The sequence below is a fragment of the Streptomyces sp. NPDC050842 genome (genome assembly GCF_044456565.1).
GTDB lineage: Bacteria > Actinomycetota > Actinomycetes > Streptomycetales > Streptomycetaceae > Streptomyces.
Map to the genome: position 1 here is coordinate 642,399 of NZ_JBITGA010000004.1, position 24,762 is coordinate 667,160.

Consider the following 24,762-nt stretch of genomic DNA (forward strand, 5'->3'; position numbering starts at 1 on the left):
CGAACCCACCCGAAGAGACTCACCGGCCCCCGCTACGAACCGAGCCCCCACCCACCGGCCCGCCACCCGCCGTTCGACCTCGGCCGATGCCCGAGGCCCTGGCGTGACCCCGGCCCCCGGACCGCCCTCCGAGAGTTTTTGCGCAGCTTCCGCCGCCGGGTCAAGGGTGGGCGCAGCCCATCGCGAAGCGACGCCGAAGGCGCCCTTGACGCGGTGGCGGAAGCTGCGACTCTCGGAAAGAGGGCGGTCCCACCAGAAACCCACGAAGCAGGCCCACCCCCAGAACCTCACCCCCGGTGCGGCCTCGCTCTGTACAGCACGCAGCGGCGGAGGGGGCCTTCGGGGACGCTCGGGTCCTCGAAGTCGTCGGCCGGGTCGCGGGTCATGCCGATCCGGCGCATCACCGCCTGCGAACGAACGTTGTCGACGGTCGTCGATGCCAGCACTTCCCGCAGCCCGAGCGTCTCGAATCCGAAAGCCAGACAGGCCACGGCCGCCTCGGTCGCGTAACCGTGTCCCCACGCCGAGCGGACCAGCCGCCAGCCGATGTCCACCCCCGGGAACGGCATGTCCTCGCCCACCACGTCCAAGCCGACGCGGCCGACGAACTCGCCGGTCTCGCGCACCTCCAGAGCCCACCACCCGAAGCCACGCTCGTCGAACGCGGCCCGCATCCCCGCCACGACGGCGTCGCTCTGCTCCCGCGTCAGCGGCTCACCCAGGTATCTGCGGACCTCGGGATCGGCGTTCATCGCCGCCCACGGTTCGAGGTCGGACTCCCGCCAGTGGCGGAGCAGAAGACGGTCCGTACGCAGCTCTGGCATGCCGTCCAGTCAACCCGACCGGTCTCGGGGTGTCGATCGGATACCGGCCGGTGCGGACGCGTGACACCCCCGCCCGACGGTCGTCGGACGGGGGTGCGGGAACGCGGGCTTCTCGTACGGTTCGGGCGTCAGCCGTTGCCGCTCAGGTCGATGACCTTCGTGCGTTCGGCCTTCGTCTTGCCCATCAGGGCGTCGCGCATCACGAAGGCCACGTCGTCGGCGGAGACCTCGTGCTTGGTGCCGTCACCCTTGGTGATCATGATCCCGTCGAAGGCGCCGTCGAGGAGCCTCTCGATCGCCTTCTTGTCGTAGACCTCGACCAGGCGGCCGTCGATGGCCTTCATGGAGAGGATCTGCGGCAGCGACCGCGCCGGGCCGAACTGGATCTCCTTGCCGCCCGCGACGATGGTGATCCGGTCGGACATGGCGGGCTCGGCGAACTCCTTCATCGCCCGGTCCAGCTCGGCCTTGGTGACCGTCGGACGGAGCGTGGTGACCGGGAGTTCGACGACCTTGCCCTGACCCGTCTCGACCTGGGCGCGGAAGGCGTCCCTGACGGAGATCATCGAGCGCTGGACGTCCATGCCGGCGCCGGGCTTGCCCTCGATGGGGGTGACCTTGTTCGGCGCGAAACGGATCGTCGCCTCGGTCGCGGCGGCGGAGGCGCCCGCCAGGTCCCGCAGGGCGACGGCGAGCTTCTCCTCGTCGACCGGGAAGACCGGCTTGGCGATCCGCTCGCCGCCGAAGAGGGAGCCGATGACGGAGACCGGGTTGTAGTCGCTGCCGGCGGCCGCGCGGACGGTCTCCTGGCTGTCGAGGGCCAGGCCCGCCTTCTCGGGCGGCATCTGGACCTTCTTGCCGCCGACGCTGAGCTGGAGCGGCGCTGCGGCGCGCTTGCCGAGGGCGGCCTCCAGCTTGTTGACGGCCTCCTCCTTCGTACCGCCGCCGATGTCCACGCCGAGCACCGTGGTGCCCTTGGGGACGTCGGAGTGGTTGAGGAGCAGTCCGGCGCCGTAGGCGACGCCCGCCAGGCCGAAGAGGCCCGCGGCGACGAGGACCAGCTTGGAGCGACCCTTCTTCGCCTGGGCGCGGCTCGACGCCGGGGCGGGGCGGGGAGCGGCGGGCGCGGGGGCCGGGGCGGGGGTCTCCTCGATGCGCGGGGTGAGGTTCGGGCGGGCCGCCGACGGCGGGACGACCGGGATGCCGCTGGTGAGGGTGTCGCCGGAGACGTGGCCACCGCCGGCGGGCGGCATGCCCTGGCCGGGTGCCCCCTGGCCGGGCGCCTGCGGGCGCATCGGTCCCGGTCCGGGGCCCTGGCCCGGCCCCTGGGCCCGGCCCGGGCCCTGGGCGGGCTTCGGGGCCGGCGGCTGCGGGGTCAGGATCGCGGTGTCGTCGGACATGCGCGGGGCGACGCCCTGTCCACCGGGCGTGCCGGGGATGCCGGGGAACGGCGCGGTCGGTGCCGGGCCGCCGAGCGAGGCGGTGCCGGTGACCGGGCCGGTGGTGGGGCCGGTCGGACCCGCGGCCGGGCCGCGGTACGCGGGGGTGCCGCCCGAGGGCGTGCCGTCGTACCTGGGCGTGCCGGCGGCCGGCGTGCCGTCGTACATCGGTGTGCCCGCCGCCGGGGTTCCGTCGTACGCGGGCGTCCCGCCCGAGGGCGTGCCGTCGTACATCGGCGTGGCGTCGTACCCCGGAGTCCCCTCGTACCGGGGCGTGCCGCCCGCCGGGGTGCCGACCTCGTACAGCGGGTTGCCTGCGCCGGGGGTCGCCACCTGGCGGCTCGACGGGGTCGTGCCGACCGTCGGGACGCCTGAGGTCGCGGAGCCCGCGAAGCCCGTGCCGGGGGCGTCGGGCGCCGCGCCGAGCGGGCCGGGCGTCGCCGGTGCGGACGGCGGGGCGGGGGTCGGGGCCTGGGTCGGGGCGGGGGCCGGCGACGCCTTGCGCGGGGCGAACCAGTCGCTGGTCTCCTTCCCCTTGGGCGCCGCCTCGGCGCTCGCCGGCTCCGGAGCCGCGACCGGCTCGGGCACCGGCACCGGTTCCGCGACGGGCGCGGGTGCGGGTGCGGGCGGGGGCGTCGGCTCCGGTTCCTTCTCCGCCGCGGGCGCATCGGCGACCGGCGTGCGGACCACGACCGGCGGGATCGGACGCGAACCCGGGATGTTGATCCGGATCCGGGTCGTCAGCGTCGTCTCGGTCTTGGGCTCCTCCGGCCGTGCGGGCGCGGCGGGGGTCTCCTCCGGCGCGTCCTGCGAAGGGTGGAGCGACGGATACTGGCGGGATCCGTACGGCGGTGTACCCGAGGGGTACGCGGCTCCACCGCGCCCCTGGGCGCCGGAGGACGAACTGTCAGTCTCTCGACCAGTTTCACGACTCAAAGCAGGATCTCCCGGTTGGCTCCACCGCCCGCTCTTGCTGAGGCTCGTGTAACCCGGGCGGTTCGGCGGCGCGCACCACCATACTGGGCAGCGCCGCTCCATACCCGACCCCTGGGTGGCGGACGACGGGCAATCCGGCCGAAGTCAGGGCGTCTCCGGTGTCAAGTCGTCCTGTTCACGGGGTCGGTCGCGGGAGCCGGGACAGCGTGGCGCACATCACAGCGACCGCCATGCCGCCGAAGAGGAACAGCAGCTCTCCGGCGCCTCCGCCGAACACCCCGTCGCCCTCCGGGCGTCCGAAGCTGAGCAGGATGACGGCGACGAGCCAGCCGGCGCCGGCGGCGACGACGCCGACCTGGGTGCCGGTGGCGCGGAGCCCTCCGTAGAAGACGGCGGCAGTGGCGACGAGTGCGATCAGCAAGCCGCCGGGGAACCAGGCGGCTTGGACGAGGGCTCCGGCGGTCCCGACGAGGGCTCCGAGGACGACCAGGGCGCCGTACCAGGCGTATCGGGCGGCGCGGGAGATCGGGAGGGAGGCCGGGGCCGGGGTCGGAGCGGGGGTCCGGGGGGAGGCGCCCGAGGAGGCCCGGGAGGCGGCGGCGCTCACGCGGTCACCCCCGCGAAGAGGTCCGTCTCGCGGGCGCCGGCGGGGGCGCCGGGGGTGCCCTGGACCAACTCGTAGTACTCGGTGGTGAAGATCGGCTGGCCCAGGTCGTTGGAGAGGGCGAAGAACGGGCCGTCGACCGCGACTTGGGTGGCGTGGGCGGCCATCGCCGCGGTCTTGCGGGCCGTGTGCTCCGGGCCCGCGTCGATCGCGGTGGTGATCCGGTCCTCGTCGACGACCCCGGGGACGTCGTCGATGGCGGCGACGGCGGGGAAGGCGGAGCCCTCGGCGCGCAGCTTCGCGAATCCGGCCTCGGCGACCGGGCGGGGGACGCGGTTCCAGTAGATCTTGGCGATCGTGTGGGCGGGTCCGAGGTCGGGGCGGTACGCCGGGTCGGCGGCGAGTTCGGCCGCGCGCATGGCGACCCGGTGGGCCTGGATGTGGTCGGGGTGACCGTAGCCGCCGTCGGGGTCGTAGGTGACGAGGACCTGCGGGCGGGTCTCGCGGATCACGTCGACGAGGTGGGGGGCGGCGGTGTCGACGTCCGTGTTCCAGAACGCGTTCTCGCGCTTGTTCTGCTCGGCGCCCATCATTCCGGAGTCGCGGAAGCGGCCGGGGCCGCCGAGGAAGCGGTGGTCGGTGACGCCCAGCTCGGTCATCGCGGCGGCGAGTTCGCCGACGCGGTGCGGGCCGAGGCGGTCCTCCCGGTCGGGGGCCAGGTGGGCGAGCCCGGGCGGGATGACCTCGCCCTCCTCGCCGAGCGTGCAGGTGACCAGGGTGACAAGGGCGCCCTCGGCCGCGTACCTGGCCATGGTGGCGCCGTTGTTGATCGACTCGTCGTCCGGGTGCGCGTGCACGAGGAGCAGACGACGGGCGGGGAGATCGGTCATGGCCCCACCCTACGAGACCCCTCCCCGGGAGACCCTTCCCGCTACGAAGGGGTCAGAACTTGAGGCCGCCGATCATGCTCGCCACGTTGGTGGTGAGGGTGCTGATGGACGGGGCGATGGACGAGCTCGCCAGGTAGAAGCCCAGGAGCGCACAGATCGCCGCGTGTCCCGCCCTCAGCCCGGATTTCCGGATCAGCAGGAAAACGACGATCGCCAGCAGCACCACCACCGAAATCGAGAGTGCCACGGCGGTCCACCTCCACACTTCTTCGGTCGGATATTCGAACGGATCGGGCAGGGAGCATGTGCCAGTCGGGTACATACCCACCTAGCGCTACGGATCATAACTATCCGTGCCATCGCATCGATCGGCGGACGGAGGCACGAGGGGGGCGCACGGCACTAGTTTCAGCCGCATGACCTCGTCTCGACAGCCGTCACCGCAGCCGTCCCCTCAGCCGTCGGCCGCGCCCCGGGCCGCGCTCTCCTTCCCCCGGCTGCACGCCCGGACCCAGCGGTTCACGCTGGGCGTTCCGCGCGGCTTCTCGGTGTCTCCCGGCGGGGAGCGCGTCGTGTTCGTCAGATCGGCGTCCGGGACCGACCGTTCGCACCAGCTGTGGGTCCTCGACCTGCCGGCGGAGGGCGCACCGGTGGAGCGGGTGGCCGCCGATCCCGAGGCGCTGCTCGCGGGAGCGGCGGAGGAGCTGTCGCCGGAGGAGCGGGCGCGCCGGGAGCGGAGCCGGGAGGGCTCCGGCGGGATCGTGGCGTACGCGGTGGACGCGGCCGTGGAGCTGGCGGCGTTCGCCCTGTCGGGGCGGCTGTTCACGGCGGAGCTGCGGGCGGGGACGGCGCGGGAGCTGCCGGTGCCGGGGCCGGTGATCGACCCGCGTCCCTCGCCGGACGGGCGGCTCGTCGCGTACGTCGCGGAGGGTGCGCTGCGGGTGGTCGGAGCGGATGGTTCCGGTGATCGGGAGCTCGCCGTTCCGGAGGACGGGCACGTCTCCTACGGATTGGCCGAATTCATCGCCTCCGAGGAGATGGGCCGGGACCGCGGTTACTGGTGGTCCCCCGATTCCGACCGGCTGCTGGTCGCCCGTGCGGACGACCGGGCCGTGCGCCGCTGGTGGATCGCCGATCCGGCACATCCCGGGCGGGCGCCGCAGGAGGTCGCGTACCCGGCGGCGGGAACGGACAACGCGGAGGTGCGGCTCTTCCTCATGGGCCTCGACGGGGCGCGTACGGAGGTGGTGTGGGACCGGGAGCGGTATCCGTACCTCGCGCGCGTGCACTGGTCGGCGGCCGGGGCGCCGCTGCTGCTCGTCCAGACGCGGGACCAGCGGGCCCGGCTGAATCTGGCGGTGGACACGGAGTCCGGGACGACCTCGACCGTGCGGGCGGAGGAGGATCCGGCGTGGCTGGAGCTGCTGCCGGGGGTGCCGGCGTGGGCCCCGGACGGGCGGCTCGTCCGTGTCACGGACGAGAGCGGGGCCCGGGCCCTCGCCGTCGGGGAGCGGCTCCTCACGGACGCGGCGCTGCACGTCAGGGCGGTGCTCGGGTTCGGGGAGGACGACGTCCTCGTATCGGCTTCGGCGGGTGAGGCGGCCGCGGCGGCGGAGACCGGCGAGATCCATGTGTACCGGGTGACCGACCGGGGGGTGGAGCGGCTCTCCGAGGGTGTCGGGGTGCACGGGGCCGTGCGTTCGGGGCCGGTGACGGTCCTCGTCTCGGCGCGGCCGGGCGCGCCCGGGAGCGTGGCGCGGGTGCTGCGGGACGGCCGGGACGTCGCGGTGGTGGGCTCGTACGCACAGGAGCCGATGATCTCCGTCGGGGTACGGCTCACGGAGGCGGGGCACCGGCGGATCCCGTGCGCGGTGCTGCTGCCCACGGGGTACGCGGAGGGGGACGGGCCGCTTCCGGTCCTGATGGATCCGTACGGCGGTCCGCACGGGCAGCGCGTGCTCGCCGCGTACAACCCGTATCTGACGTCCCAGTGGTTCGCCGACCAGGGCTTCGCGGTGATCGTCGCGGACGGGCGCGGCATGCCGGGCCGCTCCCCCGCCTGGGAGAAGGCGATCCTGCGCGATCTGACGCCGACGCTCGACGACCAGGTGGACGCGCTGCACGCGCTGGCCGGGAGCTTCCCGCTGGACCTGGGGCGGGTGGCGATCCGCGGCTGGTCCTACGGCGGCTACCTCGCCGCCCGGGCGGTGCTCCAGCGGCCGGACGTCTTCCACGCGGCCGTCGTCGGGGCGCCGGTGACGGACTGGCGGCTGTACGACACGCACTACACGGAGCGGTACCTCGGCACCCCGCAGGACGATCCGGAGGTGTACGCGGCGCAGTCGCTGCTCGCCGACGACGGTCTGACGGCGCCGGAGGAGCCCGCGCGGCCGATGATGGTCGTGCACGGGCTCGCCGACGACAACGTGGTGTTCGCGCACGCGCTGCGGCTCTCCTCGGCCCTGCTCGCGGCGGGCCGGCCGCACGAGGTGCTGCCGCTGTCCGGGGTCACGCACATGACGCCGCAGGAGCAGGTGGCGGAGAACCTGCTCCTGCTCCAGGTGGACTTCCTGAGGAGGTCGCTCGGCATCGTCGGGTGAGTCACCAGTGGGGCGGCGGCGGGTACGGCGGGGCCGGGGGCGGTCCGTACGCGCCGTACGGACCGTGGGAGACGGGCTCGGCGGCCGGGGCGCCGCGCCCGGCCAGGAGGACGAGCACGGCGAGGCCGCCGAGCAGCCCGATGACGGAGCTGAGGACGTGCGCCTGCTGGACGGTGGGGAGGTCCATGAGGTGCGTGAGCAGATCGAGCCTGACGATCCGTACGCACTCGACGAGGCCGTCGGCCGCGAGGAACGCCCCGGCGAGCAGCCCGAAGGCGCGGGTGTGGCGGGCGCGGGCGAAGGCGGAGACGGCGGCGGTCCCGTACAGCGCGACGAGGATCGCCGCGAGCCAGCCGGGCGGGGGCGCGAGGACCGGGATGACGAGGGACCGGCCGCCGAGGAACCGGTCGACGGTGATCTCCAGGGGCAGTTCGACGGCCCAGTACGCCTCCCACAGGACGACGGTGAGGGCGCCGAGGGTGAGGAGGATCGCCGCGGCGACGGCCTGGCCCGTGCGGGGGCGGGTGGGCAGCCGCTCGTGCGGTCCTTCGGCCCGGCGGCGGCCCGCGGCAGCGATGGCGACGAGGCCGGTGGCGAGGGCGAGTTCGAGGAGGGCGGTGACGAGCGCGCCGCTGCCGGGCGCCCAGAGGCCGGGCAGGCGCAGGGCGAGGGTGACGGCGCCCGCGGCGACGAGCGCGGAGGCCGCGTGGCGGGAGCGCAGGGCGGCGACGGCGGTGGCGACGTAGACGGCGAGGAGCAGGGGGTCGACGAACGACGTGGCGGTCCGTCCCCTCGCCAGGAAGAGGTGGTCCCCGGTCCAGGACAGGGCGAGGTCGGCGGGCGAGCCGACCACGGCGAGGTCCTTGAGGATCCACACGGCGGCTAAGAGGGCGAGCGCGGCGCAGAGCGCGGCGCCCGTGAGACGTGCCGGTCGTGTCACAGTCACGGATCCGATACTCACGGTCGCGACCCGCCGAAACAAGCGGTTCCGCATGGACGGTGGTGACGAGGGGGGCGTGAAAACCCGGCCGGGGCGACATGGCGCGCCCCGGCCGGCTCACGGCACCCGCACGGCCGTACGTGGACGATCCTGACGTGTCCGTATATCGGACCCGAGTCGGTCGAGTTGCCTGCGGGTTAAAGAGACTTGGGCTCTTCCCCGCCGTTCCCGTCGACGTTGTCGTTCCCGTTGCCGCTCTCCGGTGGCACCACCTGCTTCTCCTCCGCGAAGTGGCAGGCCGAGTCGTGCTTCGCCGGGCTGTCCGTGAGGCGGAAGACCGCCGGGACGGCGAGGAGGGGGACTTCCAGCGTGCAGCGTTCCTGGGCCTTCCAGCAGCGGGTGCGGAAGCGGCAGCCGGAGGGGATGTTGGCCGGGGAGGGGACGTCGCCGGTGAGGATGATGCGCTCGCGGTGGGCGCGCGCCTCCGGGTCCGGGACCGGGACGGCCGAGAGCAGGGCCTGCGTGTACGGGTGGGTCGGGTGGTCGTAGATCTGGGCGTCGCTGCCGATCTCGACGATCCGGCCGAGGTACATGACGCCGACCCGGTCGGAGATGTGCCGCACGATCGAGAGGTCGTGGGCGATGAAGACGTACGAGAGGGAGAATTCGGTCTGGAGGTTCTCCAGGAGGTTGACGACCTGCGCCTGGACGGAGACGTCGAGGGCGGAGACCGGTTCGTCGGCCACGATGATCTCGGGCTGGAGCGCGAGGCCGCGGGCGATGCCGATGCGCTGGCGCTGGCCGCCGGAGAACTGGTGCGGGTAGCGGTTGATGTACTCGGGGTTGAGGCCGACGACGTCCAGGAGGTCCTGGACCTTCTGGCGGCGGGAGCCCTTGGGGGCGACCTCGGGGTGGATCTCGTACGGCTCGCCGATGATGTCGCCGACCGTCATGCGCGGGTTGAGCGAGGTGTACGGGTCCTGGAAGACCATCTGGATGTTGCGGCGGACGGCCTTGAGGGCGCGGGGCGACAGTTTGGTGATGTCGTCGCCCTTGTAGCGGATCGAGCCGGACGTCGGCCGCTCCAGGTTGACCAGCATCTTCGCGACGGTCGACTTGCCGCAGCCGGACTCGCCGACGATGCCGAGGGTCTCGCCGGCGGCGAGGTCGAAGTCGACGCCGTCGACGGCCTTGACCGCGCCGACCTGCTTCTTGAAGAGGATGCCCTGGGTCAGCGGGTAGTGCTTGTGGAGGTCCCGGACTTCGAGAATCGCCTCAGCCATGGAGGCACTCCTTCCAGAAGTGGCAGGCGCTGGCGCGGGGCACCGGGGAGTCGGTCACGTCGTACAGCGGGGGTACGTCGGTCCGGCAGATGTCCTGGGCCATGGGGCAGCGGGGGTTGAAGGCGCAGCCGGGCGGGATGTTCAGGAGGTTGGGTGGCAGGCCCTTGATCGCGTACAGCTCCTGGCCCTTCTGGTCCAGGCGCGGGATCGATTCGAGGAGGCCCTTGGTGTAGGGGTGGGCGGGGGCCTTGTAGATCTCGTGGACGGGGGCCTGTTCGACGATCCGGCCCGCGTACATGACCGCGATCTTGTCGGCGACGTCGGCGACGACGCCGAGGTCGTGGGTGATGAGGATCAGGCCCATGTTGAGTTCGCGCTGGAGCTCGGCGAGCAGGTCCATGACCTGGGCCTGGACGGTGACGTCGAGGGCGGTGGTCGGCTCGTCGGCGATGATCAGTTCGGGTTCGAGGGCGAGCGCCATCGCGATCATGATGCGCTGGCGCATGCCGCCGGAGAACTGGTGGGGGTACTGGCCGACGCGTTCCTTGGCGGCGGGGATGCGGACCCGGTCCATCAGCTCGACGGCCTTGGTCTTGGAGTCCTTCCTCGACATCCCCTTGTGGACCTGGAACATCTCGCCGAGCTGGTCGCCGACGCTGAGGACGGGGTTGAGCGAGGACAGCGCGTCCTGGAAGACCATCGCCATCTTGGCGCCGCGGATCTTGCGCCGCTCGGCCTCCGAGAGCTTCAGGAGGTCCTGGCCCTGGAAGAGGATCTCGCCCTGGGTGATCTTTCCCGGCGGGATGTCGAGGATGCCCATGACGGCCTGGGCGGTGACGGACTTGCCGGAGCCGGACTCGCCGAGGACGGCGAGGGTCTCCCCCGCGTCGACGGAGTAGTCGACGCCGTTGACCGCCTTGGCCACCCCTTCCCTGGTGTGGAACTCCACGTGCAGGTCGCGCACTTCGAGCAGCATGGGTCCCTACCTCAGCTTGGGGTCGAGGGCGTCGCGGACGGCGTCGCCGAGCATGATGAAGGCGAGCACCGTGACGGCGAGCGCGCCGGAGGGCCAGAGCAGCATCTGCGGTGCGTTGCGCACGTAGGGGGCGGCCGAGGAGATGTCGATGCCCCAGGAGACGGTCGGGGGCTTGAGGCCGACGCCGAGGAAGGAGAGCGTCGCCTCGAGGGAGATGTACGTGCCGAGGGCGATGGTCGCGACGACGATGACGGGCGCGAGGGCGTTGGGCGCGATGTGCCGGAGCAGCATCCGGTTGTTGGAGGCGCCGAGCGCGCGGGCGGCGTGGACGTAGTCGTTCTGCTTGGCGGTGATGACGGAGCCGCGGGCGATGCGGGAGAGCTGCGGCCAGCCGAGGAGCACCATGAAGCCGATGACGGGCCAGACGGTGTTGCTGCTGACGACGGAGAGCAGGACGAGACCGCCGAGGACGACGGGGATCGCGAAGAAGACGTCGGTGACACGGGAGAGGAAGCCGTCCCAGGCGCCGCCGTAGAAGCCGGCGAGTCCGCCGAGGACGGAGCCGAGGAGGGTCACACCCAGGGTGGCGAAGAGGCCGACCTGGAGGGAGGCCCTGGCCCCGTAGACGGTACGGGTGTAGACGTCGCAGCCCTGGCCGTTGAAGCCGAAGGGGTGGCCGGGCTGGGAGCCCTCCTGGGCCTTGGAGAGGTCGCAGTCGAGGGGGTTGCCGCTGGCGATGAGCTGGGGCCAGATCGAGATGATCACCAGGAAGACGATGATCAGCCCGGAGATGATGAAGATCGGGTTGCGGCGCAGGTCGTGCCAGGCGTCGGACCAGAGGGAGCGGGGCTTCTTGTCGGGTCCGGTGCCCTGGGGACCGCCGGGCGTCTTCTCCAGCGTCTCGCCCTCGTCCATCGCGAGGTCCGTGCCGCCGCCGGCGCCGGTGTGGTTGATCGCGCGGCCGTCGTCGAACGGCTGAGGCTGCTCAGGCATAGCGGATCCTCGGGTCAAGGACGGCGTACAGGAGGTCGACGAGCAGGTTCGCCACCAGGAAGACCAGGACGAGGACGGTCACGAAGCCGACCACGGTCTGGGTGTTCTGGCGGAGGATGCCCTGGTAGAGCTGGTAGCCGACACCGTGGATGTTGAAGATCCGCTCGGTGACGATGGCTCCGCCCATGAGCGCGCCGATGTCGGTGCCGATGAAGGTCACCACCGGGATGAGGCTGTTGCGCAGCAGGTGGCGGCTGATGACCCGGTGGCGGGGCAGGCCCTTGGCGACGGCGGTGCGGACGTAGTCGGCCCGCTTGTTCTCGGCGATCGAGGTCCGGGTGAGCCGGGTGACGTAGGCGAGGGAGACCGAGGCGAGGACGAGGCCCGGGACGATCAGCTCGTTCAGCGGGGCGTCGCTGGAGACGGCCGGCTTGATCCAGCCCCACTTCACGCCCAGGAGGAGCTGGAGGAGGAGGCCGGTGACGAAGGTCGGGATGGAGATGACGACCAGGGTCAGCAACAGCACGGTGGTGTCGATGGGGCGGCCGCGCTTGAGGCCGGTGAGGACGCCGAGGCTGATGCCGATGACGATCTCGAAGAAGATGGCGACGAGGGTGAGGCGGATGGTGACCGGGAAGGCGCTGGCCATCAGCTCGGTGACTTCCTGGCCGTTGAAGGCCGTGCCGAAGTCGCCGGTGAAGACGTTGCCCATGTAGGTCAGGTATTGCTGCCAGACGGGCTTGTCGAGTCCGAATTCCTTCTCGAGCTGGGCCGCGGTCGCCGGGTCGCACTGGCGGTCGCCGCACAGACCGGCGATGGGGTCGCCCATCACGTTCACCATCAGGAAGATCAGCAGCGTGGCGCCGAAGAAGACCGGGATCATCTGCAGCAGTCGCCGGATCACATAACGACCCATGGGGGGACTCCGGGGGTTGGCTCCGGGTAGGGGTGTGGGGAAGGCGTACGGCCCGGCGCGGGGGTCCGCGGGCCGGGCCGTACGCCGCCGACCTGCTACGACGTCAGTTGACCTTGATCTGGTCGTAGACCGGGACGCTGAACGGGTTCAGCGTCACGTTGGAGACGCGCTCCGAGTAGCCGGCGCTGCCGTTCTGGTACCAGAGCGGGATGGCGCCCATGTCGTCGCGGAGGACTTCCTCGGCCTGCTGGAAGAGTCCGACGGCCTTGGCGATGTCGGTCTCGGCGTTGGCCTGGTCGACCAGCTTGTCGAACTCGGGGTCGGTCCACTTGCCGTCGTTGGACGAGGCGTTCGTGTAGTACAGCGGCTGGAGGAAGTTCTGGATGAGCGGGTAGTCCATCTGCCAGCCGGCCCGGAAGGGGCCCGTGAGCTTCTGCGAGGTGACCTGGTTGCGGTAGTCGGCGAAGGTGCCGACCGGGTTGCCGACGCAGGCCGTGTCGTTGCCGAGGGCGCGGTTGATGGAGTTGCAGACCGCGTCGACCCATTCCTTGTGGGAGCCGGTGTCGGCGTTGTACGAGATCTTCATGGTGCCGCCGGGGATGCCGCCGCCCTCGGCGACGAGCTTCTTCGCCTCGGCCGCGTCGTACTTGCAGAAGTCGCCGCAGATGTCCTTGAAGCCGCCGTCCTCGCCGAGGACCGGGGAGGTCCAGTCGACGGCGGGGGTGCGGGTCTTCTGGAAGATCGTGTCGGTGATCTGGTCGCGGTCGATCGCCATGGAGAGGCCCTGGCGGAGCTTCTCCTGTCCGGGCTTGTTCCAGGCCGGGTCGTAGAACGGGAAGGACAGGGTCTGGATGATGCCGGCGGGGACGTTGATGTACCGGTCGCCGAGGTCGGCCGAGACGTTCTTGAGCTGGGCGGCGGGGACGTCGTCGACGAGGTCGAGGTTTCCGGCCGTCAGGTCGGTGTAGGCGGTGTTGTTGTCGGTGTAGACCTTGAGGGTGATGCCGCCGTTCTGGGCCTTGTCGGTGCCGGGGTAGCCGTCCCAGCGCTTGAGGGCCATCTCGGAGCCCTTGGTGTACGAGTCGACGGTGTACGGGCCGTTGCCGACCGGCTTCGAGAGCCAGGCCGCGTGGTCGTCGAAGAAGGCCTTGGGGAGCGGCGCGAAGGCGGCGTAGCCGAGGGTGATGGGCCAGGTGGAGAACTTCTGGGTGAGCTTGACCGTGAAGGTCTGGGGGCCGGTGACCTTGAGGCCGGACATGGTCTCGGCCGTCGGCTCGCCCTTCTCGGGATGGACCTGGTCGTATCCCTCGATCTGGCCGAAGAAGTAGGCGTTCTTCTGGTTGTTCTTCAGATGGGCGCCGTAGTTCCAGGCGTCGACGAAGGACTCGGCGGTGACCGCCTCGCCGTTGGAGAAGGTCCAGCCGTCCTTGACCGTGATGGTGAAGTTGGTCGAGTCGGTGGTATCGATCTTCTCGGCCAGCATGTCCTTGGCCTCGCCGGTCTTCGGGTCGTACTGCTTGAGGCCCCGGAAGATCATGGACAGGACCTTGCCGCCCTGCACCTCGTTGGTGTTGGCGGGCTCCAGTGGGTTCTGCGGGTCTCCCCACGATGAGGACACGATGCCGTCGGCCCCTCCGCCGCCGCTGTCGTCGCCGCCGCCACAAGCGGTCGCCGCGAGGGCGACTGCGGTGGCCAGAGCGGCCCACTTGGCGTGCGTGGCTCCGCGCATGGAGTGCCTCCCATATGTCCCTAAGTGTGACTTAGGGCTCAATATGACTCGAAATCAGGAGATATGCATGTTGTCGGCAGCCATTGGTGCGCTGGAGCCGGCACGACGGCGGCCGGCCGCGGCATGCTTCGCCGCGGCCGGCCGCGTCGCCGGAATCGATCTCGGATGTCGATCCGAGTCGTCGGTCTGAGTCGAGGAAGGTCACGTCGGCGCGGGTCCCCGCCCGCGGGCAGGTGCCGGTGATGTAGTTGCTCACGCAGGAGGACGGGCTGAAGTCCAGCTTGTAGCCGTTTCAGTGGCTGTACGGGCCCGGTCCAGGTGACGCCGCCGGCCGAGTTGAGGATCGAGGCGGCCTCGGAAGGGGTCAGCATGCCGCCGCTGCCGCCGGAGGTGCCGGTGACCAGGGCGCGCCAGGTGTCCGGGCCGACGATGCCGTCGGAGTCCAGGCTCTTGGCGGTCTGGAAGGAGCGGACCGCCGAGTCGGTGCCGGCGCCGAAGACGCCGTCCGCGGTGAGCCCGGCGCCCTGCGCGTTGAGCAGGTACTGGAGGGCGGCGACGTCCGCCCCCCGGTTGCCCTTGCTCTGAGGCGGGGCATGGTTGAGTGCTCCTCCTCTGAGGTGGGAAGTCCGGTGCTCGGGTGCTCGGGCGCTTGGGTGCTCGGGTCAGCCGAGCAGGCGGCCGAAGGTGCGGGCGTCGACGAGGCCGTCGGCGGGAAGGCCCGCGCCCGTCTGGACCGTGGTGACCGCTGCCTGGGTGCCGGCTCCGAAGACCCCGTCCACCGTGACGGGGACGCCGCGGGCACCCAGCAGGACCTGGACCGCCCGCACGGCCTCGCCCGACGCGTCCCGCCGTACGGGGGCAGCGAGTTGGTGCCAGATCTGGTTGCCGGCCAGGCCGTCGGCGGTCGCACGCGTCACGCCCTGGAAGTCGCGTACCGCCTTCTCGGTGGCCGGGCCGAACGACCCGTCGGCGGTGAGAACGGCCCCTCGCCCGGCCAGCAGGTGCTGGAGCGCCCGCACCCGGTCGCCCGTGTCGCCGGCGCGCAGCAGCGGCCAGACCGGCGCCGCCGGGTCGCCGCCGATCTGTGCGGCGACGTCCCGCCGCAGCTGCGGCAGCAGGGCGTAGAGGCGGTCGCCGGGGCATTCGGTGGCGTTGAAGTCCCGGTGTCCGTAGATCTGGTAGGCGCGCAGCCCGTACTGGCGGCAGATGTGGGCGCAGAGGTCGACCAGCGCCGCGTACTGCGTGCCGCGCGGGTCGACCGAGGTGTAGGTGCCTTCGTTCTCGATGCCGATGGCGCTGGTGTTCTGTCCGGTGCAGTGCGCGGACTCGACGGTCCGGGTACCGCGCTGGAGCTCGGCCAGGCTGCTGTGGCGGCCCTCGGTGACGTGGGCGCCGCGGCTGATGGTGAAGTGCTGCCCGGTGTCACTCCAACCCCGGTCGTCCATCGCCCAGTTCTGCATGGACCGGGCGAGCCGGAAGGCCTGTTCCTGGGAGTAGTCGGTGACGTTGGGCGTCGCCGTGTGGTGCACGATGATCTTGACCGGCGGGGTGGGCAGGACGGTGAGGGGGCCGCTCGCGGGGCGGGCGCCCCAGGCGGCGCAGTACGCGATGGCGGGGACGCCGTCCGCGGCCCGTGCCCGGTCGGCGAGGCCCACGGGCAGGACGGTGGCGGCGCCGAGGGCGAAGGCGCCGGTGAGGAGGGTGCGACGACGGGGGTTCGGTCCGGTGACCGTGGTCATGGGCGCTCGTCCTTAGTGACTGCCGGTGCAGTGGGTCTGGAGGGTCTCGTAGGCACGCACCTCGCACGCCCAGGCGAGGATGTCCTTGTCATTGACCATCGCGGTGTACGCCGTCCCGTTGCCCCCGTAATAAACACCCGGTGAGGCCCCTTGGGAGTGTGCACCCGGATGACCGTGTCGAAGGAGGCGCCGGAGGTCTTGCGGGCCCAGGCGGCCCGGCAGGTGGGGCTGTAGCGCAGCTCAACCCCCCGGTCGGCGGTCCGTACCGTGCGGACGCCAGGGAGGTCGCGAGCAACGGGGGCTGCCCCCGCCTCGTACGGCGCACGCGAAACGGCCGACCCCCGGCGCCTGGTGGCGCCGGGGGTCGGCCGGGTGGAGCGTGAGGGTGTCAGAGCACCGGGACGACCTGCTTCTCCTCGGCGAAGTGGCACGCCGAGAAGTGGGCGGCCGGGGTGTCCTGGCCCTGGAAGACCGTCGGGATCGCGAGGAGCGGAGTCTCCTGGGAGCACCTCTCCTGCGCCTTCCAGCAACGGGTGCGGAAGCTGCAGCCCGACGGCGGGTTCGCCGGCGAGGGGACGTCACCGGTGAGGATGATCCGCTCGCGGTGGGCGCGGGCCTGCGGGTCCGGCACGGGCACCGCGGAGAGCAGCGCCTGCGTGTACGGGTGCGTCGGGTGCTCGTAGATCTGCTCGTCCGTACCGATCTCGGCCATCTTGCCGAGGTACATGACGCCGACGCGGTCCGAGATGTGCCGGACGATCGACAGGTCGTGCGCGATGAAGAGGTAGGAGAGGTTGAACTCCTCCTGCAGCTTCCCCATCAGGTTGATGACCTGCGCCTGGACGGAGACGTCCAGGGCCGAGACCGGCTCGTCGCAGATGATGATCTCCGGGTTGAGCGCGAGGCCGCGGGCGATGCCGATGCGCTGGCGCTGACCGCCGGAGAACTGGTGCGGGTACCGGTTGATGTACTCCGGGTTCAGACCGACGACGTCGAGGAGCTCCTGCACCTTGCGGCGCCGGTCGCCCTTCGGGGCCACCTCGGGGTGGATGTCGTACGGCTCGCCGATGATGTCGCCGACCGTCATACGCGGGTTGAGCGAGGTGTACGGGTCCTGGAACACCATCTGGATGTTGCGGCGGACGGCCTTCAGCGCGCGCCCGGACAGCTTGGTGATGTCCTGGCCCTTGTAGAAGACCTCGCCGGCGGTGGCCCGCTCCAGGTTCATCAGGAGCTTGGCGACCGTGGACTTGCCACAGCCGGACTCGCCCACGATGCCGAGGGTCTCGCCCTGGTAGAGGTCGAAGGAGACCCCGTCCACGGCCTTGACCGCGCCGACCTGCTTCTTGAAGAGGATGCCCTGCGTCAGCGGGAAGTGCTTCTTCAGGTTGCGCACCTGGAGGATCGGCTCGCCGCGGCCCACGGGAGCCTCGATGGCGGCGGCCACGGCCTCGTCGTTCTTGCTGAGGTCAGCCATGGATCGTCTCCTTCCAGAAGTGGCAGGCGCTCTTACGGCCCGGAAGATCCGCGCCGTCCTGCTCGGTGACCGGCGCCAGGGCCGGGATCTCCGTACGGCAGATGTCGTCGGCCTTGGGGCAGCGCGGGTTGAAGGCACAGCCGGTGGGCACGCGGAGCAGGTTGGGCGGCAGGCCCTTGATCGCGTAGAGCTCCTGGCCCTTCTGGTCCAGGCGCGGGATCGAGTCCAGGAGGCCGCGGGTGTACGGGTGCGCGGGGCGCCCGTACAGCTCGTGCACCGGTGCCTGCTCGACGATCCGGCCGGCGTACATCACGGCGATCTTGTCCGCGACGTCGGCGACGACGCCGAGGTCGTGGGTGATCAGGATCAGGCCCATGTTGTATTCCTGCTGGAGCTCCGCGAGGAGGTCCATGACCTGGGCCTGGACGGTCACGTCGAGAGCCGTGGTGGGCTCGTCGGCGATGATCAGGTCCGGCTCCAGGGCGAGCGCCATGGCGATCATGATGCGCTGGCGCATACCGCCGGAGAACTGGTGGGGGTAGTCGGAGACCCGCGCCTTGGCGGCGGGGATCTTGACCTTGTCCATCAGCTCGATGGCCTTGACCTTGGCGTCCTTCTTGGACATGCCGTGGTGCACGCGGAACATCTCGCCGAGCTGGTAGCCGACGGAGAGGACCGGGTTGAGGGAGGACAGCGCGTCCTGGAAGATCATGGCGATCTTCCGGCCGCGGACCTTGCGGCGCTCCTCCTCGGACATCTTCAGCATGTCCTCGCCGCGGAACAGGATCTCGCCCTGCGGGATCTTGCCCGGCGGCATGTCGAGGATGCCCATGATGGCCTGGGCGGTGACGGACTTGCCGGAGCCGGACTCGCCGAGGACGGCGAGGGTCTCGCCGGCGTTCACCGAGTAGTTGACACCGTTGACCGCCTTGGCCACACCGTCACGGGTGTGGAACTCGACGTGCAGGTCGCGGACTTCGAGCAGCGGACCGTTGTAGTCGGCACCGGCGCGCGGCGCGGGGACGGCCGCGGTCTTGTCGATGATGCTCATCTTTTACGCCCTCCTCAGCGCAGCTTGGGGTCGAGGGCGTTGCGGACGGCTTCGCCGAGCATGATGAACGCCAGAACGGTGAGGCTCAGCATGATCGAGGGCCAGAGCAGGACGTGCGGGGCCACTCGGATCTGGGCGACACCCGCGGAGATGTCGACACCCCACGAGACGGTCGGGGCCGCGAGGCCCAGGCCGAGGAACGACAGGGTGGCCTCGGCCGAGATGTAGCCGCCGAGCGCGATGGTCGCGACGACGATCACGGGGGCCATGGCGTTCGGCAGGATGTGCCGGAAGAGGATCCGGACCGTGCCGGCGCCGAGGGCCTTGGCCGCGTGGACGTAGTCGGCCTGCTTGACGGTGATCACGGCACCGCGCATGACGCGGGTGATCTGGGTCCAGCCGAGGAACGCGAGGGCGAAGACGACGACCCAGACGGTCCGCTCGACGAACGACTGCAGGACGACCATGGCGCCGAGCAGGAACGGGATGCCGAAGAAGACGTCGGTGATCCGGGAGAGGATCGCGTCGACGATGCCGCCGAAGTAACCGGCGATCATGCCCATGACGCCGCCCACGATGGTGACGATGGCGGTGACACAGACACCGACGATGATCGAGGCACGGGTGCCGTGGATCAGTCGGGCGTAGACGGAGCGGCCCTGCTGGTCGTAGCCCAGCCACTCCGGCGAGCCGATGTTGCCCAGTTCGGGCTTGCTCAGGAAGTGGTGGACCAGGTCACCGGCGGTCGGGGACGCGCTGGTGAAGAGGGTCGGCCACACCGAGATCAGCAGCAGCAGCGCGATCAGCACCGACGAGACGATGAAGTACGGGTTGCGGCGGAGATCGGCCCAGGCGTCGCCCCAGAGGCTGCGGGCCTTCTCCTGCTTCGCCGCCGGCGCCGACGCGTCCACCGAGGGGGTGGTGACGGCGTCTTCGACTGCGGTGGCGGTCTTGGTCACGTCAGGCATACCGGATCCTCGGGTCCAGGACCGCGTACAGCAGGTCGATGAGCAGGCTGGTGACGAGGTAGACGATCACCAGGATGGTGACGAGGCCCACCAGGGTCGAACCTTCACGCCGGGAGATCGATTCGGCGATGACGCCGCCGATTCCCTTGATGTTGAAGATCGCCTCGGTGACGACCGCGCCGCCCATCAGGGCGCCGATGTCGGTGCCGAGGAAGGTGACCACGGGGATCATCGAGTTACGCATCAGGTGGACGCCGATGACCCGACGCCGCGGCAGACCCTTGGCGACGGCCGTACGCATGTAGTCGGCCCGCAGGTTCTCCGCCATCGAGGTGCGGGTGAGCCGCGCCACATAGGCAAGGGAGAGACCACCGAGCACGATGGCCGGAGCGAGCATCTCGCTCAGCTGGGGCTCGGTGCTGACGTTCGGGTCGATCCAGCCCAGGTTGAAGGCGAAGACCATCTTGATGATGTAGCCGAGGACGAACACCGGGATCGAGATGATCAGCAGGGTGAAGATCAGGATCGCGTTGTCGGCCAGCCGGCCGGCGCGCAGACCACCGATGATGCCCAGGCCGATGCCGAAGATCAGCTCGATGGCGAACGCCAGGGCGGCCAGCTGGAGCGTGATGGGGAACGCGTCGCCCAGCACCTCGGTGACCGGCCGTCCGTTACGGAGCTGGGTACCGAAGTCCAGGTGCAGGATCATGTCCCGCATATAGAACAAGTACTGCTGCCATGCCGGCTTGTCGAGACCGAGCTCATGGCGCTTCGCGGCGAGCGTCGCCGGGTCGGCGCCCTTGTCACCGAACATCGCCAGCACGGGGTCACCGGGCAGGGCGTGCACCATGGCAAAGATCAGCAGGGTCGTCCCGAGGAAAACCGGGATCATCTGGAGCAGTCGTCGTGCGACATAACGCCCCATCATGCCTCCGTTGAGATGTGACAGCGGCAACCGACGGGCCCCCCCATGGCACAGCTATGCCCGGATTCGGGCACAGCTATGTCGTGGAAGGGCCCCCCAGCCACTGCGTAAGGCACCGAGACGGGACTTGACTGTCCGTCAAGTCCCGTGACGGCGTGCGGACTACGCTTGGGTGATTACTTCTTGACCTCGACGCCGGTCAGGATCGGGTCGCCGTCCTGACCGTAAGCCACGCCCGAAACCTTCTCGGAGTAGCCCGCGTTGACCTTGTAGTACCAGAGCGGGATCGACGGCATGTAGTTGACCAGGTCCTTCTCGATGGCCTGGAACTGCTTGACGGACTCGTCGAGCGTCGCGGCCGAGTCGGCCTTGGCGATCTTCGCGTCAAGCGCCTTGTTGGAGAAGTCGCCCTGGTTGCCCGCCGCACCCGTGCGGAACAGGTCCGAGATGAAGTTGGCGTTCACCGGGTAGTCGAGCACCCAGCCGGAGCGGTAGATCGACTTGACCTGCTTGGTCTTGCGAGCGGTCAGGTCGGCCTGGAAGTCCGGCTTGCCGTCGCCGACACACTGGACGGTCGTGGCCTGGGTGATGGAGTTGCAGACAGCGTCCACCCACTCCTTGTGGCCACCGTCGGCGTTGAACTGGATGGAGATCTTGTTGCCGGGGACGCCGCCGCCGGCCTTGATGAGCTCCTTGGCCTTCGCCGGGTCGAACTTGGTGACGCCGGCGCCACCGTCCTCCTGGAAGCCCAGGACACCCTGAGCGACCCAGCCGGTCGCGGGCTCACGCGTACCCTGCAGCACCGTCTTGGTGATGGTGGCACGGTCGATCGCCATGGACAGACCCTGGATGACCTTCGGGTCGATCTGCTTCGGCTTCTTCCACTGGTCGGCGTAGAAGGCGATGGCGATGGTCTGGATCGCGGAGTACGGCTGGTCCACGGCGCGGTCGCCGAGGTCCTGGCGGTAGACCGGGAGGTCCTTCGGCGCGATCTGACGCAGGACGTCGACGTTGCCGGACTTCAGGTCCTCGTACGCGGCCTCGAGGGTGGTGTAGTTCTTGAAGACCACACCGCCGTTCTTCGCCTTGTTCGGGCCCTTGTAGTCGTCGTAGCGGACGATCTCGATCTTCTTCTTGCGGTCCCAGTTCTTGAACTTGTAGGGACCGTTGCCGACCGGCTTCAGGCCGCCCGCGGTCGGGTCCTTGTAGAAGGACTCGGCCATCGGCGCGAAGACGATGTAGGCGAGCTTGTGACCGAAGTACGGGACGGCCTTCGAGAGCTCGATCTTGAAGGTGTTCTCGTCGACGACCTTCAGACCCTCGAGCTTGTCGGCGGTCTGCTTGGCGCCCTCGGCGTCCGGGTGGACCTTGTCGTAGCCCTTGATGTCCGCGAACCAGGACGCGAGGCCCTGGGCGTTCTTCAGGCTGGCGTTCCAGTTCCACGCGTCCACGTAGGACTTGGAGGTCACCGGGGTGCCGTCGTGGAAGGTCCAGCCCGGCTTGAGCTTGACGGTCCAGGTCTTCGAGTCCGTCGTGGTGACCGACTCGGCGTTGATCATCTCCAGCGAGCCGTCGGCCTTGTAGTCGACCAGGGTCGAGAACAGGCCGGCCATGACGGCGGAGCCGTTGGACTCCATCGTGTCGCCGGTGAGCAGGGGCTTCTCAGGCTCGCCCAGCTCGATGGAGAAAATTCCGTTCGGGTCAACAGCGCCCTTGGCGTCGCTGCCGCCGTCGCTCTTACCCCCGCCACAGGCGGTCGCAGCAAGGGCAACGATGATCGCGCCCGTTACCCACTTGGCGCTCTTGGCACCGCGCATGGGTTCCTCCTCATGAGTCCACTTTTGTCACTACAAGAGGGGTACTCCGAGTTCGCCGACACCCCTGACGGCGTTGCACTCAAGTACCCCGAGTGTGCTCGTGAGTCGGCACTCCCCACAGTGCGTGACCCATTGACCCGAGCTCAATGACGCCAACTATTAAGTACGCCCGGGCTGTAAACCACACTTAAGTGGTCTCGTTTTGACAACATCACCAAGGGTCCGGATACCGAAATCCGGACAAACTGAGCACAGACAGACACCCCCGAAACGGACCGTTAACACACGTACCGGAGAGCGATGGCCGATATGCGGACACTTGGCCGTCGAAATGAAGTTGACTGAACTTGACGAAAAGCCCGGACCCCCACACGTTTCCGTGGGGGTCCGGGCTCCGGTGCTGACGCTATGTCAGTCGAGAGCGGCGAAGATCACAGGTCGATGACCTACCCCGCCACCCTCGGCCGTATGCGACCTTACTCAGCCGTTCTTGGCGCGGGAAGTCGCACGCCCGCGCGCGTTCTGGTCCAGGATGACCTTGCGGATACGCACGGCCTCCGGGGTCACCTCGACGCACTCGTCGTCGCGGCAGAACTCCAGGGACTGCTCCAGGGACAGCTTCCGCGGCGGGACGATCGCCTCGAAGGAGTCGGCGGAGGAGGAGCGCATGTTGGTGAGCTTCTTCTCCTTCGTGATGTTCACGTCCATGTCGTCGGAGCGGGAGTTCTCGCCGACGATCATGCCCTCGTACACCTCGGTGCCGGGGTCGGTGAACAGGACGCCGCGCTCCTGGAGGTTCGTCATCGCGAAGGCGGTGACGGCGCCGGCGCGGTCGGCGACCAGCGAACCGTTGTTACGGGTCGTCAGCGTGCCGAACCACGGCTCGTGGCCCTCGTGGATCGAGTGGGCGATGCCCGTACCGCGGGTGTTGGTCAGGAACTCCGTACGGAAGCCGATGAGGCCACGGGACGGAACGACGAACTCCATGCGGACCCAGCCGGAGCCGTGGTTCGACATGTTGTCCATGCGGCCCTTGCGGACACCCATGAGCTGCGTGACGGCGCCCATGTGCTCCTCGGGCACGTCGACCGTGAGGCGCTCGACGGGCTCGTGGGTCTTGCCGTCGACCTGCTTGGTGACGACCTGCGGCTTGCCGATGGTCAGCTCGAAGCCCTCGCGGCGCATCTGCTCGACCAGGATGGCGAGCGCGAGCTCACCACGGCCCTGGACCTCCCAGGCGTCCGGGCGCTCGGTGTCGAGGACGCGGAGCGAGACGTTACCGATCAGCTCGCGGTCCAGACGGTCCTTGACCTGGCGGGCGGTGACCTTGCGCTGCTTGACCGCGGACTTGGCGTCCGCGCCCTTGCCCGTGCCACCGCGGCCGACGAGCGGCGAGGTGTTGGTGCCGATGGTCATGGAGATGGCCGGCTGGTCGACCGTGATCAGCGGAAGCGCGATCGGGTTCTCCGGGTCGGCCAGGGTCTCGCCGATCATGATGTCCGGGATACCGGCGACGGCGCAGATGTCACCGGGGCCCGCGACCTCGGCCGGCTTGCGGGTGAGCGCCTCGGTCATCATCAGCTCGGTGATGCGGACGTTGGAGATCGTGCCGTCACGCTTGATCCACGCGACCGTCTGGCCCTTGCGCAGCTCGCCCTGCTCGACGCGGAGGAGCGCGATACGGCCGAGGAAGTTGTCGGCGTCCAGGTTGGTGACGTGGGCCTGGAGGGGCGCCTCCTCGTCGTACACCGGGGCCGGGACGTGCTCCAGGATGGCGGAGAAGAACGGCTCCAGGCTGTCGCTGTCCGCGGGAACGGTGCCGTTCTCCGGCTTGGTCAGCGAGGCGATGCCGTCACGGCCGCAGGCGTAGACGATCGGGAACTCGATCTGGTCCTCGTCCGCGTCCAGGTCGAGGAAGAGGTCGTAGGTCTCGTTGACGACCTCGTCGATCCGGGAGTCCGGGCGGTCCGTCTTGTTGATGCAGAGGATGACGGGCTTGCGCTGCTGGAGGGCCTTGCGCAGCACGAAGCGGGTCTGCGGGAGCGGACCCTCGGAGGCGTCCACGAGGAGGACGACCGCGTCCACCATCGACAGACCGCGCTCGACCTCGCCACCGAAGTCGGCGTGACCGGGGGTGTCGATGATGTTGATCGTGATCGGGGCCCCGCCGTCCTTGGGGTGATACTTCACCGCCGTGTTCTTGGCGAGGATCGTGATGCCCTTCTCACGCTCCAGGTCGTTCGAGTCCATCATGCGGTCGTCGAGCTGCTGGTGGGCGGCGAAGGCACCGGCCTGCTTGAGCATGGCGTCGACGATGGTCGTCTTGCCATGGTCGACGTGGGCGACGATGGCGACGTTACGGATGTCGTGGCGCGTGGGCATGGGTGCTTGCGCTTCTCTCGGATCGTGGGATTGGCGTCAGTTCCTCGTACGCCCGCCGGGCGGACGCGCCACGGCTATGTCCTATGGTACGGGGCTGCCGCGCAAGGGGCTTCCCCGCCCGGATCCGAGAGGGTCTACTAGGGGGTTTCGGCCTTGATCCACCGAGCCGGTGACGGCTTCGGCGTGTGCCCGGTCGCGCTGGGGACGCTCCGGGCACGCGGGAGATGCGGTGCTGCTGTGGTGCGACTGCGGTGTGACAGCGGACTGGCCGGG

Annotated in this window: 20 protein-coding genes and 1 pseudogene; 1 reads left to right on the plus strand and 20 read right to left on the minus strand. The window is 69.9% G+C overall.

The genetic code is table 11. The annotated features are described in order from the left end of the window. Nucleotides 1–287: 287 nt before the first annotated feature. The 5 genes from ACIBG6_RS16015 to ACIBG6_RS16035 all read right to left on the minus strand — a co-directional run bounded on the left by ACIBG6_RS16015 (nt 288) and on the right by ACIBG6_RS16035 (nt 4,940). On the minus strand, nt 288–824 hold the full coding sequence (locus ACIBG6_RS16015; RefSeq protein ID WP_399223181.1) for a GNAT family N-acetyltransferase: 537 nt from the start codon (nt 822–824) through the stop codon (nt 288–290). Nucleotides 825–952: 128 nt separating this feature from the next. Next, entirely contained in the window at nt 953–3,301 is a 2,349-nt protein-coding gene (locus tag ACIBG6_RS16020; protein ID WP_399223182.1) for a hypothetical protein, read from the minus strand. A gap of 73 nt (nt 3,302–3,374) precedes the next feature. Continuing rightward, nucleotides 3,375–3,806, minus strand: a complete 432-nt coding sequence (locus tag ACIBG6_RS16025) for a DUF6113 family protein (protein WP_399223183.1) — start codon at nt 3,804–3,806, stop codon at nt 3,375–3,377. After that, nucleotides 3,803–4,693 (minus strand): N-acetyl-1-D-myo-inositol-2-amino-2-deoxy-alpha-D-glucopyranoside deacetylase, encoded by an 891-nt coding sequence (gene mshB, locus ACIBG6_RS16030; protein ID WP_399223184.1) that lies wholly within the window; start codon nt 4,691–4,693, stop codon nt 3,803–3,805. The genes ACIBG6_RS16025 and mshB overlap by 4 nt, the downstream gene beginning before the upstream one ends. A gap of 52 nt (nt 4,694–4,745) precedes the next feature. Then, nucleotides 4,746–4,940 (minus strand): hypothetical protein, encoded by a 195-nt coding sequence (locus ACIBG6_RS16035; protein WP_024756440.1) that lies wholly within the window; start codon nt 4,938–4,940, stop codon nt 4,746–4,748. Between the two features lie 169 nt (nt 4,941–5,109). On the opposite strand from ACIBG6_RS16035, the gene ACIBG6_RS16040 reads away from it, so the two are divergent. Then, a complete protein-coding gene (locus ACIBG6_RS16040) occupies nt 5,110–7,293 on the plus strand; it encodes a prolyl oligopeptidase family serine peptidase (protein ID WP_399223185.1) in 2,184 nt (727 codons plus the stop codon). Nucleotide 7,294: 1 nt separating this feature from the next. Here ACIBG6_RS16040 and ACIBG6_RS16045 read toward each other — a convergent pair whose 3' ends face one another. The 15 genes and pseudogenes from ACIBG6_RS16045 to typA form a co-directional block, all read right to left on the minus strand. Further along, nucleotides 7,295–8,239 (minus strand): hypothetical protein, encoded by a 945-nt coding sequence (locus ACIBG6_RS16045; RefSeq protein WP_399223186.1) that lies wholly within the window; start codon nt 8,237–8,239, stop codon nt 7,295–7,297. 191 nt (nt 8,240–8,430) lie between these two features. Then, entirely contained in the window at nt 8,431–9,516 is a 1,086-nt protein-coding gene (locus ACIBG6_RS16050) for an ABC transporter ATP-binding protein (protein ID WP_399223187.1), read from the minus strand. Further along, a complete protein-coding gene (locus tag ACIBG6_RS16055; protein ID WP_399223188.1) occupies nt 9,509–10,492 on the minus strand; it encodes an ABC transporter ATP-binding protein in 984 nt (327 codons plus the stop codon). The genes ACIBG6_RS16050 and ACIBG6_RS16055 overlap by 8 nt, the downstream gene beginning before the upstream one ends. A gap of 6 nt (nt 10,493–10,498) precedes the next feature. Next, the gene (locus ACIBG6_RS16060) at nt 10,499–11,485 is read right to left on the minus strand and encodes an ABC transporter permease (protein WP_399223190.1); all 987 of its coding nucleotides are present in this window, start codon (nt 11,483–11,485) and stop codon (nt 10,499–10,501) included. After that, the gene (locus ACIBG6_RS16065) at nt 11,478–12,401 is read right to left on the minus strand and encodes an ABC transporter permease (RefSeq protein WP_399223191.1); all 924 of its coding nucleotides are present in this window, start codon (nt 12,399–12,401) and stop codon (nt 11,478–11,480) included. The genes ACIBG6_RS16060 and ACIBG6_RS16065 overlap by 8 nt, the downstream gene beginning before the upstream one ends. A gap of 103 nt (nt 12,402–12,504) precedes the next feature. Then, a complete protein-coding gene (locus ACIBG6_RS16070) occupies nt 12,505–14,130 on the minus strand; it encodes an ABC transporter substrate-binding protein (protein WP_399223192.1) in 1,626 nt (541 codons plus the stop codon). 38 nt (nt 14,131–14,168) lie between these two features. Then, nucleotides 14,169–14,687, minus strand: a pseudogene (locus ACIBG6_RS16075) (peptidoglycan-binding protein); the annotation flags it as partial. 105 nt (nt 14,688–14,792) lie between these two features. Then, nucleotides 14,793–15,869 (minus strand): N-acetylmuramoyl-L-alanine amidase, encoded by a 1,077-nt coding sequence (locus tag ACIBG6_RS16080; RefSeq protein ID WP_399223193.1) that lies wholly within the window; start codon nt 15,867–15,869, stop codon nt 14,793–14,795. Beyond that, complete coding sequence (locus tag ACIBG6_RS16085) at nt 15,866–16,300, minus strand: DUF2690 domain-containing protein (protein WP_399223194.1); 435 nt, start codon at nt 16,298–16,300, stop codon at nt 15,866–15,868. The genes ACIBG6_RS16080 and ACIBG6_RS16085 overlap by 4 nt, the downstream gene beginning before the upstream one ends. Next, entirely contained in the window at nt 16,258–17,346 is a 1,089-nt protein-coding gene (locus ACIBG6_RS16090; protein WP_399223195.1) for an ABC transporter ATP-binding protein, read from the minus strand. Before ACIBG6_RS16090 ends, ACIBG6_RS16085 begins: the two co-directional genes overlap by 43 nt. Further along, nucleotides 17,339–18,397 carry an ABC transporter ATP-binding protein gene (locus tag ACIBG6_RS16095; protein WP_399223196.1) on the minus strand — a complete coding sequence of 353 codons (1,059 nt, stop codon included), beginning with the start codon at nt 18,395–18,397 and terminating at the stop codon, nt 17,339–17,341. Before ACIBG6_RS16095 ends, ACIBG6_RS16090 begins: the two co-directional genes overlap by 8 nt. Nucleotides 18,398–18,411: 14 nt before the next feature. After that, nucleotides 18,412–19,365, minus strand: coding sequence for an ABC transporter permease (locus tag ACIBG6_RS16100; RefSeq protein ID WP_399223197.1), 954 nt, complete (start codon nt 19,363–19,365; stop codon nt 18,412–18,414). Beyond that, complete coding sequence (locus ACIBG6_RS16105; protein WP_399223373.1) at nt 19,358–20,290, minus strand: ABC transporter permease; 933 nt, start codon at nt 20,288–20,290, stop codon at nt 19,358–19,360. The genes ACIBG6_RS16100 and ACIBG6_RS16105 overlap by 8 nt, the downstream gene beginning before the upstream one ends. 176 nt (nt 20,291–20,466) lie before the next feature. Next, a complete protein-coding gene (locus ACIBG6_RS16110) occupies nt 20,467–22,107 on the minus strand; it encodes an ABC transporter substrate-binding protein (protein ID WP_399223198.1) in 1,641 nt (546 codons plus the stop codon). A 480-nt stretch (nt 22,108–22,587) separates the two neighbouring features. Then, nucleotides 22,588–24,489, minus strand: coding sequence for a translational GTPase TypA (gene typA, locus ACIBG6_RS16115; RefSeq protein ID WP_329621344.1), 1,902 nt, complete (start codon nt 24,487–24,489; stop codon nt 22,588–22,590). Between the last annotated feature and the right edge of the window lie 273 nt (nt 24,490–24,762).

Excerpts from the sequence above, each read along its gene's own strand:
- ACIBG6_RS16015 (WP_399223181.1), bottom strand. The coding sequence starts at position 824 with ATGCCAGAGCTGCGTACGGACCGTCTTCTGCTCCGCCACTGGCGGGAG.
- ACIBG6_RS16020 (WP_399223182.1), bottom strand. The coding sequence starts at position 3,301 with ATGGAGCGGCGCTGCCCAGTATGGTGGTGCGCGCCGCCGAACCGCCCG.
- mshB (WP_399223184.1), bottom strand. The coding sequence starts at position 4,693 with ATGACCGATCTCCCCGCCCGTCGTCTGCTCCTCGTGCACGCGCACCCG.
- ACIBG6_RS16040 (WP_399223185.1), top strand. The coding sequence starts at position 5,110 with ATGACCTCGTCTCGACAGCCGTCACCGCAGCCGTCCCCTCAGCCGTCG.
- ACIBG6_RS16050 (WP_399223187.1), bottom strand. The coding sequence starts at position 9,516 with ATGGCTGAGGCGATTCTCGAAGTCCGGGACCTCCACAAGCACTACCCG.
- ACIBG6_RS16055 (WP_399223188.1), bottom strand. The coding sequence starts at position 10,492 with ATGCTGCTCGAAGTGCGCGACCTGCACGTGGAGTTCCACACCAGGGAA.
- ACIBG6_RS16060 (WP_399223190.1), bottom strand. The coding sequence starts at position 11,485 with ATGCCTGAGCAGCCTCAGCCGTTCGACGACGGCCGCGCGATCAACCAC.
- ACIBG6_RS16065 (WP_399223191.1), bottom strand. The coding sequence starts at position 12,401 with ATGGGTCGTTATGTGATCCGGCGACTGCTGCAGATGATCCCGGTCTTC.
- ACIBG6_RS16070 (WP_399223192.1), bottom strand. The coding sequence starts at position 14,130 with ATGCGCGGAGCCACGCACGCCAAGTGGGCCGCTCTGGCCACCGCAGTC.
- ACIBG6_RS16080 (WP_399223193.1), bottom strand. The coding sequence starts at position 15,869 with ATGACCACGGTCACCGGACCGAACCCCCGTCGTCGCACCCTCCTCACC.
- ACIBG6_RS16090 (WP_399223195.1), bottom strand. The coding sequence starts at position 17,346 with ATGGCTGACCTCAGCAAGAACGACGAGGCCGTGGCCGCCGCCATCGAG.
- ACIBG6_RS16095 (WP_399223196.1), bottom strand. The coding sequence starts at position 18,397 with ATGAGCATCATCGACAAGACCGCGGCCGTCCCCGCGCCGCGCGCCGGT.
- ACIBG6_RS16100 (WP_399223197.1), bottom strand. The coding sequence starts at position 19,365 with ATGCCTGACGTGACCAAGACCGCCACCGCAGTCGAAGACGCCGTCACC.
- ACIBG6_RS16105 (WP_399223373.1), bottom strand. The coding sequence starts at position 20,290 with ATGGGGCGTTATGTCGCACGACGACTGCTCCAGATGATCCCGGTTTTC.
- ACIBG6_RS16110 (WP_399223198.1), bottom strand. The coding sequence starts at position 22,107 with ATGCGCGGTGCCAAGAGCGCCAAGTGGGTAACGGGCGCGATCATCGTT.
- typA (WP_329621344.1), bottom strand. The coding sequence starts at position 24,489 with ATGCCCACGCGCCACGACATCCGTAACGTCGCCATCGTCGCCCACGTC.